The organism is Alphaproteobacteria bacterium (assembly GCA_020638555.1).
Lineage (GTDB): Bacteria > Pseudomonadota > Alphaproteobacteria > Bin95 > Bin95 > JACKII01.
The window spans coordinates 187,574-202,520 of record JACKII010000003.1; the positions used below are offsets into that span (position 1 = coordinate 187,574).

Here is a 14,947-nt window from a genome sequence, read left to right on the forward strand (position 1 = left end):
GCCATGAGGTCTCAAGAGGCAGCCCGCGGCACCGCCCCGGTCACGGCGCCAGCGGGCCCGCCACCACGTCGTGGCCGAACAGGCGCGACTGGTCGGCGGAGACGCCGTCCGGGTTGGTCTCCACCTCCGCCTTCAACCGCGCATTGCGCTCGGCCACCGCCTGCGGGTCGCTCAGATGGAAAACGCGCTCGTTGCGGCGCGAACCCTCCTGCACCCAGGCGGTGCGCTCCATGCGGTTGCGCTGATAGCGTTGCAGCGCTTCGGCCGGATCCGGTACCTCGGCCAGGCAGCGGGCCAGCACATAGCCGTCCTCGATGCTCTGGGCCGCGCCCTGGGCCATAAAGGGCAGCATGGGGTGACAGGCATCGCCCAGCAGCGTGACCCGGCCGCGGCTCCAGAACGGCAACGGGTCGCGGTCGTGCAGCGCCCATTTCATCGCCCGCGGCGTGGCGGAAATGATGTCGGTGATGCGCCGGTGCCAGCCGGCAAAGTCGCCGAGCGCGTCGGCGATCCGCCCTTCCGCCGACCAGCTTTCGATGGCGGAGCCGTCGTGCGGCACCACGCCGACCCAGTTCATGAACAACGCCTCGCCGCCACGGGCGCCCACGTAATAGTTGACGAAATGGCTGCCCGGCCCCCAGCACACGCCGGAGACCACCGGCGCGCCCATGGTCCGCGCCGCCTCGCCGGGGCAGAGTCCGCGCCAGGCCATATTGCCGGTGAACCGTGCCGGCTGGTCGCCGTGCAAATGCTTCTGCACCGTGGAGTGAATGCCGTCGGCGCCGACTAGCACGTCGCCCCAGACCACCGTGCCGTCCGCCAGTTCCGCGCCGACCCGGCCGGCTTCCTCGCGCACGCGGACCACCTTGGCGCCCATGCGCGCGACGCCCGGCGGCAGGCCATCGCTGAGGGCGGCGATCAGATCCGGGCGGTAGAGATGGACATAGGGATAGCCCCAGCGGCGCAGCACATGCTCGCCATAGGGGATGACCCGCAGATGCTCGCCGGTGTTCCAGGCCGTGGCGATGGCGGCGTCGGGATGCATGGCGACGGCCATCACCGCATCCAGCCGGCCCAGAGCGTCGATGACGCGGTTGGCGTTGGGGCTCATCTGCACGCCGGCGCCGACCTCGCCGAAGGTGCTGGCCTGCTCCAGCAGCGTCACGGCGAAACCGTGCTTCAGCAGGGCGAGGGCAGCGGCGGTGCCGCCAATGCCGGCGCCGACAATTACGATATGGGTCATGCGTTGGGCGCTCCTTCCGTCCCGCCATTGGGCGCCCGGCCGCAGGCAATGGCAAGCGCCTGGCCATCCGCTTCATTCCCCCGCCAGGCCAGGTGCTGGTCCGGCCGGATCAGGGCCAGGTCGGCGCCATAGACCTGCCGCGCCCGCTCGCTTTGCACCTCCACCAGATGCAGCGGCACGCCGAGCCGCCGGGCCGCGTCCCGCACTGGCGCCGGGTCGCCGCGGCCGTTGAACCGCAGCAGGGTCAGCCCGTTGACGGCAAGACGGTCGAAGATCGCCCGGCCGGCGTCGTCGAACAGGTGCGGCGCGCGCATGCCGGGCCAGGCCATGGCCGGGATGGCCCGCACATCCGCAGGCGGCGCCGGGCCGGGCTCCCGTTCCAGCAGCGGGGCGACCAGGGGCGAGGCGTCGTAGCGATAGGCGAATTCCAGGCCGAACGCCTCGTTCTCCAGATTGCCCGCCGCCGCGATGGCGTTGGCCAATGCCTGTCGCTCGGCCGGGTCGCGGTCGGCGTCCGGGTGGGCGGCATAGGCGCTGGCGATGTCCAGGCGCACGCCCGTGTGCCGCTCGGACCAGTCGCGATTGATGCGGCCGATCGGCCGGCGCTCGGCGTCGTAGGCGTCCAGCAGCGCCGGACCGCCCCAGCCCTGCACCGCGCCGGCCAGCATCCAGGCGATGGCGATGGCATCGCCGATGCCGGTGTTCATGCCATAGCCGCCGGTGGGGATGTACTGGTGCGCGGCGTCGCCCGCCAGGAACACCCGGCCCTCGCGGTAGCGCTCGGCCAGCAACAGGTGCGGCGTCCAGGGATTGGCGACCAGGATTTCCGCGTCGATTTCCGTGCCGAGCGCCGCGAACAGAGTCGGCAGCGGATCGACATGGGCGGTGTCGGTGCCGTCGGGAAAGCGGGCGTGCAGGGTGTAGACCGCATCGTCGTCCTGGGCAATCAGCGTGCCCCGGGGCGACTGATAGTGCCAGGCGATGCCGAAGCGCTGCAACACGGCGCGCGCGCGGCTGCGGAAGTGGATCATGAAGCGATTGGCGACCGCGTGCTGCCCCTCCACCGCCAGGCCCAGGGCGCGGCGCACCGCGCTGCCGCCGCCGTCGCAGCCGACCAGATAGCGCCCGCGCACCTGACGCACCGCATCCGAGGCGCGGTCGCGCACCGTCAGGGTGACGCCCGCGGCATCCTGGGCCACATCCTCCACCGCCGCGCCCCAGTGGGAGGCGATCAGCGGCTCGGCCAGGACCGCCGCCTTCAGCACCGGCTCGATCACCACCTGCGAGACGCGCATGGCCGGCTCCAGCGGCTGGCGGCCGTCATTGGCGGCGGCGAAGGCGGCGCGCTGCTCGTTCGGCGCTGCGTAGGGGAAGCGGTGCAGTTCGTGCCCCGCCATGCTGGTCACCCAGGACACATCCAGCGGATGATCCGGCGGCACCGCCACCGCACGCAGCCGCTCGGCCACGCCCAGGCGCCGGAACAGTTCCAGCGAGCGGCCATTGGTGATGTCCATCTTCGGATGGCGCGTCGTCTCCGGGTTGCGCTCGAACAGCGCGACGGGCACGCCATGCTGCGCCAGCGCCAGCGCACAGGTCATACCCACCGGCCCGCCGCCGGCGATCAGCACCGGCGCGGCCATACCTTGTCCTGGTTCGATCAGCCCCGGTCCTCCTCCGGCGGCCCGCACACCCGGAGGGGCGGGCCGCGGTCTCGGGCGTGCCCGCCGCTAGCGGCCGATGGCCTCGCCCTCGATGGTGACGCGGTGCATCAGGCGGCGGTGGCCGTGATAGTCGTTCACCGCATAGTGCCAGGTGGCGCGGTTGTCCCAGAATGCCACCGACCCGTTCGCCCACTGGAAGCGATAGGTGTGCTCCGGCCGGGCCGCGTGCTGGTAGAGATAGTCGAGCAGCGGCTTGCTCTCGGCGTCGGTCCAGCCTTCGAAGCGCAGGGTGAAGCCAGGATTGACGTAGAGCGCCTTGCGGCCGCTGAACGGATGGCGGATCACCACCGGGTGCGTCGCGTCCTGCAACGCCTCGTCCTTGTTGCCGACACGCTCGCCGATATCGTTTTCCTTGTCCTGATAGCGCTTGGCATTGCGGCCGAACACATGGCGCGAGGAGTGCTCCGCATTCATCCCCTCCAGCGTGGCCTTCAGCCCGTCGGACAGGCTGTCATAGGCGGCATACATGTTGGCGAACAGCGTATCGCCACCGCAGGGCGGCGTTTCCCGCGCGATCAGGATCGAGCCCATGGCCGGGACCTGGTCGTAGGAATGGTCGGTGTGCCAGCCGCCGCCGATATTCGACTTCTGCCCCGGCTCCTTGCGCACTTCGGCGATGCGCGGCTCTTCCGCGACATGGGCGAAGAAGCGGTTGACGTTCACGCCGCCGAAATGCTCCGCCATGGCCAGGTGCGAGGCGTGGTCGATATCCTGCTCGCGGAAGAACAACACGCCATGTTCGCCAATGGCGGCCTTGAGCGCGGCCGCCTGGGTATCGTCCAAATGACCGAGATCGATGTCCTCGACAAAAGCGCCGACACCGCCGCCGGACGGGCGAATGGAAAGACTGTTCTGCAACATGGCGTAACCTCCTGGTTGGGGAGCAGGGTAATTCGTTATACTAGCGCAACGGTTCCAGGATGGAGACAAAATTCGCGACGGCCGTGCCGCCCATGTTGAACACGCCGCCCAGCTTGGCGCCCGGAATCTGCATCCCGCCCGCCTCGCCGCGCATCTGCATGGCAATCATGGCGTGCATGGAAACGCCGGTGGCGCCGATGGGGTGGCCCTTGGCCTTGAGCCCGCCGGACGGGTTCACCGGCAGCTTGCCGTCCTTGTAGGTCCAGCCCTCGTCGATGGCCAGACGCCCCCGGCCCTTGGGCGTCAGGCCCATGGCCTCGTATTCCAGCAGTTCGGCCGGGGTGAAGCAGTCATGGGTTTCGACCACGTCCAGGTCCAGCAGGTCCAGGCCCGCGCTGGCGAGCGCCCGCTGCCAGGCCAGCGCCGGGCCTTCCATGTCCAGGAATTCGCGGCGCGAGACCGGCAGGAAGTCGTTCACCTGCTCGGCCGCGCGGAACACCACCGCCTTGTTCAGGCGCAGCGCGGTTTCCATGTCCGCCAGCACCACCGCCGCCGCGCCGTCGCTCACCAGCGAGCAGTCGGTGCGGCGCAGCGGGCCGGCCACCAGCGGGTTCTTGTCCGAGACCGTGTTGCAGAAGTCGAAGCCGAAATCCTTGCGCATCTGCGCATACGGATTGTCGACGCCGTTCTTGTGGTTCTTGGCGGCGATGCGGGCCAGCACGTCCGACTGGTCGCCGTATTTCTGGAAATAGCGGCCGGTGACCTGGCCGAACACGCCGGCGAACCCGGCCTCGATCTGCGCTTCCTCCTTCACATAGGAGCATTTCAGCAGCACGTCGCCGACCTCGCGCGTCGGCAGTTCCGTCATCTTCTCGGCGCCGACCACCAGCACGACGCGGGCGCGGCGGGCGCGGATCGCGTTCAGGCCCACATGGATCGCGGTGGAGCCGGTGGCACAGGCATTCTCCACCCGTGTCGCCGGCTTGAAGCGAAAGGCCGGGTCGGCCTGGAACACCAGGGCGGCCGGGAAATCCTGTTGCACGAAGCCGCCGTTGAACTGGCCGAGAACGACCGCGTCCACGTCTTTCGCCTCCAGCCCGGCGTCGACGAGGGCGGCATTGGCGACCTGCACGATCATGGCTTCGACATCGTCATCGCGCTTGCCGAACGGGATGTGGGACCAGCCAACCAGACACTCGCTCATGGCTCAGGGGCTCCTCGCCGCGGAAAAATGTGGGACGCCCATTGACCGCAACGGGCGACACGGTGTCAAGCTGCGGCTAGACTGCCGCCAAAACGCCCTTTGCTGAGGACACGCCCCATGCTGACCAACCGTATCGGCGATATCCGCGTCGACCGGATCATCGAGCAGGAATTCCCCATGTTCGATCCGGCGGACTTCCTGCCGGAACTGACCAAGGAGATGATCGACCCCTACCGCTCCTGGTTCGAGCCGAAATGCTGCGACCCGGTCTCGGGCCTGATGACCTTCTGCATGCAGAGCTATGTCATCCGCACCGGCCAGCACAACATCCTGGTCGACACCTGCATCGGCAATCACAAGAACCACCCGGCCCGCGCGCCCTGGCACCAGAAGACCGACGCCACCTATATGAACGCGCTGAAGCGCGCCGGGCTCTCGGTCGACGACATCGACTTCGTCATGTGCACCCACCTGCACCCCGACCATGTCGGCTGGAACACCCGCCTGGAAAACGGCCAGTGGGTCCCGACCTTCCCCAACGCCAAATACATCTTTTCGGAGAAAGAACTGGCCTATTGGGAAGAGACCAACGCCAAGTCCGAAATCCCCTATGTGGTCGAAAGCGTGCTGCCGATCGTGCGCGCCGGGCGGGTCACCAAGGTCGGCCACGACCACCAGCTGAACGACATGATCTGGTGCGAGCCGACCCCCGGCCACACGCCGGACCATATGAGCATCTGCATGAAGCATGGCGGCCATACGGGCGTCATCACCGGCGACCTGATCCACTCGCCGATCCAGTGCGTCTACCCGCACATCCACGCCCGGCCGGACGTGGACAAGCCGCTGGCCGCCAAGACGCGCCGCGCCTATCTGGAGAAATACGCCGACACCGACACGCTGATCTGCGCCACCCACTTCCCCTCCCCCAGCTTCGGCCATTTCGTGAGCGAGGGCGACAGCTTCCGCTACCGGTTCCTGTCCGAATAGCCGGCCGAGGGAGCAGAACGCCATGACAGAGCGTGTCAGCCTGGTAACGGGTGCGGCCAGCGGCATCGGACGGGCGACGGCGATCCGCCTCGCCGCGGCCGGCGATACCGTCATCGTCGCCGATATCAATGTCGACGGCGGCGCCGAGACCGTCCGCCGGATCGAGGCCGCCGGCGGCAGCGCCCGCTTCGAGCATCTGGACGTGGCCAACGAGGCGAGCGTGGATGCGCTCGCCGCCAAGGCCGGGCCGGTCCGCAATCTCGTCAACTGCGCCGGCCTGCTCCAGACCGCGGCGCGGGTCGAGGACATGGACCTGGGGCTGCACGACCGCATCTGGTCGGTGAACTATCGCGGCACCTATCTCTGCTGCCGCGCCTGGGGGCCGCGCATCGGCGAGGCCGGCGGCGGCTCCATCGTCAATATCGGCTCGATCGCCGGCAAGCGCATGTTCCCGGTGCCGGCCTATTCGCCCAGCAAGATGGCGATCCACGGCCTGACCGCCGAACTGGCGGCCGATCTCGGCCCGCGCGGCGTGCGCGTCAACGCCGTCGCCCCCGGCTTCGTACTGACGGAGGCGATGCAGGCCAATATCGACGCCGGCGAGCGCGACACCACCCTGATGGAGTTGCAGACGCCGCTCGGCCAGTTGATGCGGCCGGAGCATATCGCCGACGGCATCCATTTTCTCTGTTCCGACGCGGCGGCGATGATCACCGGGATCGTCTTGCCGATTGACGGCGGCTGGCTGGCCGGCGTCACCTATTATTCCTTTCCCGGCCTGAAGAAAAACTAGGGAGCCTGCCCCATGAAAGCCGCCGTGATGCGCGAAGCGCACCAGCCCTTGGTCATCGAAGACGTTCGTATCGACGAGCCCGGCCCGCGCGAAGTGCTGATCAAGACCGCCGCCTGCGGCGTCTGCCATTCTGACCTGCATTTCATCGAGGGCCTCTATCCGACCCAGATGCCCATCGTCCTCGGCCACGAGGCCGCGGGCGTGGTGCAGAAGGTCGGCAGCCAGGTCGACTATGTCCAGCCGGGCGACCACGTCATCACCTGTCTCTCGGCCTTTTGCGGCACCTGCGAATACTGCATCACCGGCCATCTCTCGCTCTGCACCAAGGCGGGGCTGGAGCGGGCCAAGGGCGACACGCCGCGCCTCGGCACGAAAGAGGCGCCGATGCACCAGTTCGCCAACCTCTCCGCCTTTGCCGAGCAGATGCTGGTGCATGAGAACGCGCTGGTGAAGATCGACAAGGACATGCCGCTGGACCGCGCCGCCCTGATCGGCTGCGGCGTCACCACCGGCGTCGGCGCGGTGCAGAACACCGCCCGCATCCATGCCGGCGAGACCGTGGCGGTGATCGGCTGCGGCGGCGTCGGCCTCTCGTGCATCAACGGCGCCTTCATCGCCGGCGCCAGCCGCATCATCGCGGTGGACCTGTCGGCGACCAAGCTCAACATCGCCAAGGAGTTCGGCGCCACCGACGTGGTCAACCCGAATGACGGCGACGTCGCCAAACAGGTGCGCCAGCTCACCGGCGGCGAGGGCGTGCACCACGCCTTCGAAGCCATCGGCCTGAAACAGACGGCGGAAGACGCCTTCCGCATGATCCGCCCCGGCGGCTGCGCCACCATTATCGGCATGGTACCGGTCGGCACCAAGGTGGAGTTGCACGGCCCCGAATTCCTGCGCGAAAAGAAAATGCAGGGCTCGAACATGGGCTCGAACCGCTTCCGCATCGACATGCCGCGCTATATCGAATTCTACCGCCAGGGCCGGCTGAAACTGGACGAAATGGTCAGCCAGCGCATCGGCCTCGGCGACGTGAACGACGCCTTTGTCGAGATGAAACGCGGCGATATCGCCCGCAGCGTCATCGTCTTCGACTGAACCCCGTCGGCTGCCGGAAAATCCCCCCGGGGGGAATCCCCCGGGGAGTCCCCCGGAAAATCCACTGCCTCCGCCCCAAACGCTCTCCTGACCTTGGGTGTGACACGGCCCCACGACCGAGGGCGGGTGGAGGGGTCGGCAATGGATCCGGCCGCAGCGCCGTGTCACGAAAAAGACAATAAAGCCAAGCCCCTAAACTCCCGTTGAATCCGATCGGTGAATTTTTCGGCCAAATTCGTAAGGATTGCGCTCCGGAGCTTGCCCCTCCCCACCACGAGGACGCCCACCCATGCCCTTCACCATCCGCCCGCTGGACGCGCCGCTGGGCGCGGAAGTCATCGGCTTCGACATCGACCGCGACGCCACGCCCGAGGCGACCCGGCGCCTGAAAGACGCCTGGCTGCAATATGTCGTGCTCTGCTTCCGCGGCCAGGATGTCGGGCCCGGCGATTTCGTCCGCCTCGCCCGGCTGTTCGGCACGCCGACGCCGCAGCCGCTGCAACGGCCGGAATACCAGGTCGAGGGCTATCCGGAACTGCGCGTGCTCTCCAGCCAGCAGCGCGACACGCTGGGCGACAACCGGCTGCTGCGCGTCGGCGGAAGCTGGCATTCCGACCACTCGCACCAGCAGGAACCGCCGCGCGGAACCATGCTGCACGCGCTGCAACTGCCGAGCCGCGGCGGCAATACCGGCTTCACCGACCAGCACGCCGCCTATAACGCGCTGTCGCCGGCGATGAAGGAGCGGGTGGCGGGCCTGCGCGTGCACCATGTCTACAACAGCCCCTACGCGCCCCGCAAAATGCAGACGCTGAGCGCGACGGAGACAAGGGAGGCGGCGCCGCAGGCACTGCATCCGCTGGTGCGGCCGCATCCGGTCGACGGCCGCCCGGCGCTCTATCTGAACCCGATCCGCACCGCCAGCATCGAAGGCATGACGGACGAGGAGGCTCAGGCATTGCTCGGCGAGCTGCTGGAGCATTCGACCCAGCCGCAGTTCCGCTATTTCCACGAGTGGCAGAAGGACGACGTGCTGATCTGGGACAACCCCCAGGCGCTGCACATGGCCTCGCATGACTATCCCGAGGACGAACTCCGCCTGATGCATCGCACCCTGGTGCGGATGTAGGCTCTGCCTCCGGGAAGCACGGCATCGGGGATTGGCTGTGTCCGCGCGCTTGCCTGACCGCGCGCCATCCCAGCCCACTCTGAGCTTTCCCGGCCACGCCGGAGGCGGGAGCCGGGATCCCGGGCCGAGCCTGGCCGTGGCCCGAGGTCCCGGATCGGCTGCGCCCCGTCCCAGCTTTCCCGGCCGCGCCGGAGGCGGGAGCCGGGATCCCGGGCCGAGCCTGGCCGTGGCCCGAGGTCCCGGATCGGCTGCGCCGTCCGGGAAAGCTCAGAATGCGCTGTTTCCCGGACGGCGCGGAGCGGCGCGCCGGGACCGCTCGCTCTCGCGAACACCGGCGCGGGCGGTGTTCGATGGATAATGCCGGCCCCGGACGGCGGCTCCGCCCCCTCCGGGGAACATCCGCCCCCTCCGGGGAACATCCGCCGCCTCCGGGGAGCGGGAGCGTTTTAAGACGGCCCGGCAACCACGCCGGCATCGTGCAGCCGGCCGATCTCGCCGGCGCTCAGGCCCAGGATTTCCGCGAGCACCTCGTCGGTGTGCTGGCCGTGCCGCGGCGCCGGCTTCGGCTCCAGGCGGGCCAGTTCGTGCACGTCGATGGGTGAGCCCGGCACCGGGTAGGACCCGATCCCCGGCTGGTCGATGGTCGCGAACAGCGGGTGGTTGCGGGTCTCCGCCGCCGCCTCGGCAAAGCTCCGATACGGCCCCCAGAGGGCGCCGGTGTTCTCCAGCATCGCCGCCACGTCCGCGAACGGCCGGGCCACCACCCATTCGCCGATCGCCGCTTCCAATGCCGCCCGCGCCCGATAGCGGTCGGCCTCGTCCGTCAGGTCCGCGGCTTCGGCCGCTTCGATCGCCGCGACCGCGTCGGCACCGATCATCTCGCGCAGCGCGCGCACATGGCGGCCCGTGAACAGGCAGATCATCACATGGCGCCCGTCGGCACAGCGGAAGCTTTGCCCGAACGTGCCGAAAATATGGTTGCCGAGCCGCGGCCGGACATCGCCGTTGACCTCCGCTTCCGCCACATAGCCGAGCGTCGCCGTCGCCGCCAGGGCGACGTCGTAGAGCGAGAGTTTGAGCCAGCTTCCGACGCCGGTGCGGCTGCGCCGCCGCTCCGCCGCCAGCAGGCCGGTGGAGAGGGTCAGCGCCGCCGCGATATCCCAGGCGGGCAGCACGTTGTTCACCGGCCCTTCATGGCCTTCGGGTCCGGTGACCATGGGAAAACCCATGGCGGCGTTCACGGTGTAGTCCACCTGCGCCCGGCCGTCCCGTGTGCCGCTCAGGCTGACCATGATCAGGTCGGCGCGGCGCTGCACCAGGCTCTCGTACGCGTTCCAGCCGCGGCTCGGCAGATTGGTGATGAACAGGCCCGCGTCCGGCCCCGGCGCCGTGATCAGGCCCTGCAACAATTCCCGCCCTTCCGGACGGCGGACATCCACGGCGATGGAGCGCTTGCCCTTGTTCAGGCTGGCCCAGTAGAGGCTCTCGCCGGTGCGGGTGACCGGCCAGCGCTGGCCATCGAGCGCGCCGCCAATGTCGTCGAACCGGATCACGTCGGCGCCCAGCTGGGCCAACGTCATGCCGCCCATCGGGGCCGCCACGAACGCCGACCCTTCGACGATCCGCATGCCGGAGAGAAGATCGTACATCGCGGCTTTCCTCCATTTTCTCGTTGTGCCGTCCCGTATACGATAGCCGGTGAACCGCCGCCACTACCCCCCGATTGTGAGACCGACCATGGCAGGACCGCGCATCGCGCTTTTGGGCTTCATGCTGGAGGCCAATGAGTTCGCGCCCGTCACGACCGGCGCCGATTTCCGCGCCTCCTGCTATCTGGTCGGCGACGAAATCCTGGCCGAGGCCGCCAAGCCCGCCCCGGCCATGCCCGCGGAAATTTCGGGTTTCATTGAGGAAATGGACCGCGCCGGTCCCTGGCAGCCCGTCCCCATCGTCGTCACCAATGTCGAGCCCGGCGGCCCGGCCGAGGCGGCGTTCGTCCGGGAAACGCTGGCCACCATGCGCGACATGTTGCTCGCCGCCGGCCCGCTGGACGCGGTCTATCTCTGCAACCATGGCGCGATGACCGCCACCGACTCGACCGACCCCGACGGCGCGTATTATGCCATGGCGCGGCAGGCGGTCGGGCCGGATGTGCCGGTGGTCGCCACCGTCGACCTGCACGCCAACATCTCGGACCGCATGGTCGAGGCGTCGGACGCCATCATCAGCTACCACACCAACCCCCATGTCGACCAGGCGGAGCGGGCGGCGGAGGCCGCGCGGTTGATCCGCTGGCTGCTGGCCGGCGGCCGGCTGACCAAGACCTTCATCCGCATGCCCATCGTCGCGCCCAGCGTGCGGCTGCTGACGGCGGCCGGCCCCTATGCCGACCTGATCCGCCGCGGCCAGGCGGAGAAGCCGGCGAGCGTCCGGGTCGTCTCCGTCGTCGGCGGGTTTGCCTGGGGCGACACGCCGGAAAACGGCCTCGCCATTCTCACCTACGGCGAAAGCAAACCGGAGGCGGAAGCCCTGGCCAGGGCGCTGGCGCACCAGGCCTGGGACGACCGCGAGCGCTTCCGGGTGACGCTGACGCCGCTCACCGACGCCATCGCCGCCGCCAAGGCCCGCGGCGAGGACGCCACCCTGCCGGCTCTCTGCATTGCCGACGTGGCGGACAATCCCGGCGGCGGCGGCCGCGGCAACACCACCGACGTGCTGGAAGGCCTGATCGCCGCGGACGTGCAGGGCGCACTGCTCGGCCTGTTCATCGACCCGGCCGCAGCCGCCGCCTGTCACGCCGCCGGCGTCGGCGCGAAAATCGACGTGGTGTTCAACCGGGCCAACGCAGATGAGCACGGCCGCGCGGTTCCGGCCCGGATCGAGGTGCTGGCCCTGTCGGACGGGTTCATCGTCGGCCGTCGCGGCATCGCCGCCGGTCGCACCTCCAAGCTGGGACCCAGCGCCTGCATCCGCATGGGAGGGATCACCATGGTCGTCGCCTCCCGGCGCATTCAGGCCGCGGACCCGGCCTATTTCGAAGCCTTCGGCCTCGACATCGCCGCCTTCCGCACCGTGGTCCTGAAAAGCCGGGGCCATTTCCGCGCCGGCTTCGACCAGTTCTTCGACACCGCGCAAATCGTCGAGGTGGACGCGCTCGGCCTGACCAATCCGATGCTGTCGCGCTTTCCGTTCCGGCGCCTGCCCCGGCCCGTCTATCCGCTGGACCCCGACACCCGGTGGCAAATGGACTGACACCCAAGGCGCGAAACTTGGCCCGATTGTAAAGCCGACTTTACAATCGGGCTGAGAGGGCGAAGACCCAGCTCGTCAGACAACCATTAAGATATTGAATTCAATCTCATTATATTTTTTGTTGAGTCGCACCGATTCTGGCACGACGCTTGCTACACTTGTATGCGACAAACGCAGCGAGGTCTGGAGAGAGCCCTTTCGTCTGTTAAGTCCTGACGCGGCGCCCCACCGGCGGGGAGAATAGCCGCGCGAACGGCAGCCAGGTCACAAAGACCGGCTGCCGTCTTTTTTGGTGGCCCCCTTCAAGGCGAGAGCCGCAGCGTCTGTTCGGTCGCGGCCCGGACCGCCGCGTCGCCGAACGCCATGGCGACATACTCTTCCCTGGCCCACAGCGGAAACAGGTCCTGGTAATGCGGGCTCGACGGCAGGCCGGACTGGCCCGGCGAGTTGATCGTGACGCAGGCATCCCAGTTGCCGACATCGCACACCATGCGCCAGGTGACGCCAAGCGTCATCCGCCCGTCGGTCAGGCGGTAATTGTTGTTGTTGATGGTCAGGCCCGACCCGCCCTTCGGCAGCGGCCCGACGCTCCAGGCCTGCCGGGTGGCCTCGTCCAGCAGGGCGGAGAGATCGTGCGGGTGATAGGCGTGATGGAAGCCGCCCCACCGCCAGGCCGCCGGCTCGGCGCCGAAGCGCGCCAGCGCATCCTCCCAGGCGGCCGCCAGGGTCTCGGACAGCAAGGCGGCACGGTCGCCCAGCCGGGGGTCCGCCGCAGTTACCAGATCGACCGCCAGCGCCAGGTCCGGCAAGGCCGCATAAGCCTGAAGCCCTTGCGGCGAGGCCTGCGCCAGCACAAGCGGCGCCAGATGGCGCATGAACCAGGTCTCGAACAGGGCGGCAGCGGCGCTGTCGGCGTCCAGCCGACGATCCCAGCCCGTCAGCATCGCGGTTGCCGGCGTCTCCGGCAGGTCCGCCAGCAACGGCACCAGCCGCTCCGCCGGATTGGAGCGATAGCTGGTCTGCAACGCGCGCATGTCGTCCAGGGAGTGCCGCGGCTTCGCCTCCAGCGCGGCGGCGATGGTGCGGTAGCGCGCCGGGTCCGGCCATTCGAAGCCGGGCGTGTTGTCCGGGCCGAGCCAGGCCTCCGGCAGGTTGAACTGGTTCGCGGTCGCCACCCAGCCCTCCGCCGGCTGCTTGACGCGGGGTGTGGACAGCGGATCCCGCAGGCCGGCCCATTCGTAACGGCCATCGCCCGGCACCGGCAGCAGGCCGTCCCAGTTCGGGCGGATCGGCACGAAGCCGGCGGTGAAGCGCGCGATACGCCCGCCGGTCTCGGCGACGATGTGGTTGGAACTGGGCGCCCCCCAGCCCTTCAACGCCTGCTCGTAGTCCTCGACGGTTTTGGCCTGGAGGAAGGCGAGGCTGGCCAGATAGGCGGCGGTGCCGGGCTCGGTCCAGACCGTGCGCAGGCCATAGGCCTTGCCCGCGGCCCGGTCCACGTGCAGCACCGGGCCATGGCGGGTGAAGCGCAGTTCGATGGCGCGCTCGCCCTCGCCCTTCACGGCCAGGGTCTGACGCTCGACGCGCATGGCCTCCCAGCCACCGCCATAGCGGTATTGCTCCGGGTCGGCCGGGTTCAGCTCGTAGACGCAGAGGTCTTCCTGGTCGATCGGCCAGATGGTGAGGCCGAAGGCGATATCGGCGTTGTGGCCGAACGAGACGCCCGGCACCGCCGGCTCGCCCGCGCCGATCACGTTCAGGCCCGGCGCCTGCAAATGCACGATATAGCGCAGGCCGGGCATCTGGTGCGCCCGGTGCGGGTCGCTGGCCAGGATCGGCCGGCCGGTGGTGGTGCGCGCCGGCGACAGCGCCCAGGCGTTCGAGCCCAAGAGTTCCGAGGGCGCGGCCTCCGCCTGCACCGTGTCGCTGCCGAAGGTCGGCGGCTCGGTCGCCAGCAGATAGGTTTGCAGGATCTCCGCCGGCAATTCCGCCGGCTCGAACCCCTCCGGCACCCGCAACGGCCGGTCCGGCTGGCGCGCCTTGCGCAGCCCGTCCGCCTCGGCCCCGTATCGCGCCAGCACGGCGGAACGCCGCAATTCGTGGTCCAGATTGTGCACGCGCGCATGGCTGCGGATGCGCACCACGTCCTCCGCCTGCCAGCGGCCGGGCTTGGTGCCCATCACCCGAAATTCCGGCGGCAATTCGTGCTCTCCGGCGTCGATGCCGTCCAGATAGGCATTGATGCCGGCGACAAAGGCCTGGGTCCAGGCCTTGGCGTTCGGGCCATAGCTCCGCCATTCCGCCGCCATGTCGCCGCGATAGAGGAACAGCCGCGCCGCCCGGTCCTTGTCCGCATAGGCGGGGCCGAAATCGCCGGCCAGCAGGCCCAGCCCGCGCTTGCGCCAGAGATCGATCTGCCAGAGCCGGTCCCTGGCCGCGTTCCACCCCTGGGCGAAAAAGGCATCGGCCGGCGTCTCGGCGGCGATATGGGCGATGCCCCAGCGGTCGACGCGGATAGTGACGGGCGCGGACAGGCCCGGAGCGCGGACGGTGGTCTCGGTGGCGGTTTCGGCGGCGGGTTCGGCGGTGGGTTCGGCGGCCATGCGGCGATCCTTGCGGTCTTGCGGATGCCGGCGATTTTCGCCTGCCGGCCATC

Annotated in this window: 11 protein-coding genes; 5 read left to right on the forward strand and 6 right to left on the reverse strand. The window is 68.9% G+C overall.

From position 1 onward, the window contains the following. Positions 1–40 precede the first annotated feature (40 nt). From H6844_12450 to H6844_12465, 4 genes are all read right to left on the reverse strand, one after another. Positions 41–1,243, reverse strand: coding sequence for an FAD-dependent monooxygenase (locus tag H6844_12450; protein ID MCB9930206.1), 1,203 nt, complete (start codon positions 1,241–1,243; stop codon positions 41–43). Beyond that, positions 1,240–2,883 carry an FAD-dependent monooxygenase gene (locus H6844_12455; GenBank protein ID MCB9930207.1) on the reverse strand — a complete coding sequence of 548 codons (1,644 nt, stop codon included), beginning with the start codon at positions 2,881–2,883 and terminating at the stop codon, positions 1,240–1,242. Before H6844_12455 ends, H6844_12450 begins: the two co-directional genes overlap by 4 nt. 87 nt (positions 2,884–2,970) lie before the next feature. Further along, positions 2,971–3,825: a TauD/TfdA family dioxygenase gene (locus H6844_12460; protein ID MCB9930208.1), complete on the reverse strand. Its 855-nt coding sequence runs from the start codon at positions 3,823–3,825 to the stop codon at positions 2,971–2,973. A 40-nt stretch (positions 3,826–3,865) separates the two neighbouring features. Further along, entirely contained in the window at positions 3,866–5,029 is a 1,164-nt protein-coding gene (locus tag H6844_12465; protein ID MCB9930209.1) for an acetyl-CoA acetyltransferase, read from the reverse strand. Positions 5,030–5,146: 117 nt separating this feature from the next. Between H6844_12465 and H6844_12470 the strand changes: the two genes are divergently transcribed. The 4 genes from H6844_12470 to H6844_12485 all read left to right on the forward strand — a co-directional run bounded on the left by H6844_12470 (position 5,147) and on the right by H6844_12485 (position 9,039). Then, a complete protein-coding gene (locus tag H6844_12470; protein ID MCB9930210.1) occupies positions 5,147–6,019 on the forward strand; it encodes an MBL fold metallo-hydrolase in 873 nt (290 codons plus the stop codon). A gap of 22 nt (positions 6,020–6,041) precedes the next feature. Continuing rightward, a complete protein-coding gene (locus H6844_12475) occupies positions 6,042–6,812 on the forward strand; it encodes an SDR family oxidoreductase (GenBank protein ID MCB9930211.1) in 771 nt (256 codons plus the stop codon). 12 nt (positions 6,813–6,824) lie between these two features. Beyond that, positions 6,825–7,910, forward strand: a complete 1,086-nt coding sequence (locus H6844_12480) for a Zn-dependent alcohol dehydrogenase (GenBank protein ID MCB9930212.1) — start codon at positions 6,825–6,827, stop codon at positions 7,908–7,910. A gap of 289 nt (positions 7,911–8,199) precedes the next feature. After that, entirely contained in the window at positions 8,200–9,039 is an 840-nt protein-coding gene (locus H6844_12485) for a TauD/TfdA family dioxygenase (protein ID MCB9930213.1), read from the forward strand. Positions 9,040–9,485: 446 nt separating this feature from the next. On the opposite strand, the gene H6844_12490 is transcribed toward H6844_12485, so the two are convergent. Then, positions 9,486–10,688, reverse strand: a complete 1,203-nt coding sequence (locus H6844_12490; GenBank protein ID MCB9930214.1) for a CoA transferase — start codon at positions 10,686–10,688, stop codon at positions 9,486–9,488. Between the two features lie 88 nt (positions 10,689–10,776). Here H6844_12490 and H6844_12495 point away from each other — a divergent pair, with 88 nt between their 5' ends. After that, positions 10,777–12,291: a M81 family metallopeptidase gene (locus H6844_12495; GenBank protein MCB9930215.1), complete on the forward strand. Its 1,515-nt coding sequence runs from the start codon at positions 10,777–10,779 to the stop codon at positions 12,289–12,291. 302 nt (positions 12,292–12,593) lie between these two features. Here H6844_12495 and H6844_12500 read toward each other — a convergent pair whose 3' ends face one another. Beyond that, positions 12,594–14,894 (reverse strand): penicillin acylase family protein, encoded by a 2,301-nt coding sequence (locus H6844_12500; protein ID MCB9930216.1) that lies wholly within the window; start codon positions 14,892–14,894, stop codon positions 12,594–12,596. Positions 14,895–14,947: the final 53 nt, after the last annotated feature.

What these genes read in the sequence shown, in the direction of transcription:
- H6844_12450 (MCB9930206.1), bottom strand. Translation starts at nt 1,243, where the DNA reads ATGACCCATATCGTAATTGTCGGCGCCGGCATTGGCGGCACCGCCGCT.
- H6844_12455 (MCB9930207.1), bottom strand. Translation starts at nt 2,883, where the DNA reads ATGGCCGCGCCGGTGCTGATCGCCGGCGGCGGGCCGGTGGGTATGACC.
- H6844_12460 (MCB9930208.1), bottom strand. Translation starts at nt 3,825, where the DNA reads ATGTTGCAGAACAGTCTTTCCATTCGCCCGTCCGGCGGCGGTGTCGGC.
- H6844_12465 (MCB9930209.1), bottom strand. Translation starts at nt 5,029, where the DNA reads ATGAGCGAGTGTCTGGTTGGCTGGTCCCACATCCCGTTCGGCAAGCGC.
- H6844_12470 (MCB9930210.1), top strand. Translation starts at nt 5,147, where the DNA reads ATGCTGACCAACCGTATCGGCGATATCCGCGTCGACCGGATCATCGAG.
- H6844_12475 (MCB9930211.1), top strand. Translation starts at nt 6,042, where the DNA reads ATGACAGAGCGTGTCAGCCTGGTAACGGGTGCGGCCAGCGGCATCGGA.
- H6844_12480 (MCB9930212.1), top strand. Translation starts at nt 6,825, where the DNA reads ATGAAAGCCGCCGTGATGCGCGAAGCGCACCAGCCCTTGGTCATCGAA.
- H6844_12485 (MCB9930213.1), top strand. Translation starts at nt 8,200, where the DNA reads ATGCCCTTCACCATCCGCCCGCTGGACGCGCCGCTGGGCGCGGAAGTC.
- H6844_12490 (MCB9930214.1), bottom strand. Translation starts at nt 10,688, where the DNA reads ATGTACGATCTTCTCTCCGGCATGCGGATCGTCGAAGGGTCGGCGTTC.
- H6844_12495 (MCB9930215.1), top strand. Translation starts at nt 10,777, where the DNA reads ATGGCAGGACCGCGCATCGCGCTTTTGGGCTTCATGCTGGAGGCCAAT.
- H6844_12500 (MCB9930216.1), bottom strand. Translation starts at nt 14,894, where the DNA reads ATGGCCGCCGAACCCACCGCCGAACCCGCCGCCGAAACCGCCACCGAG.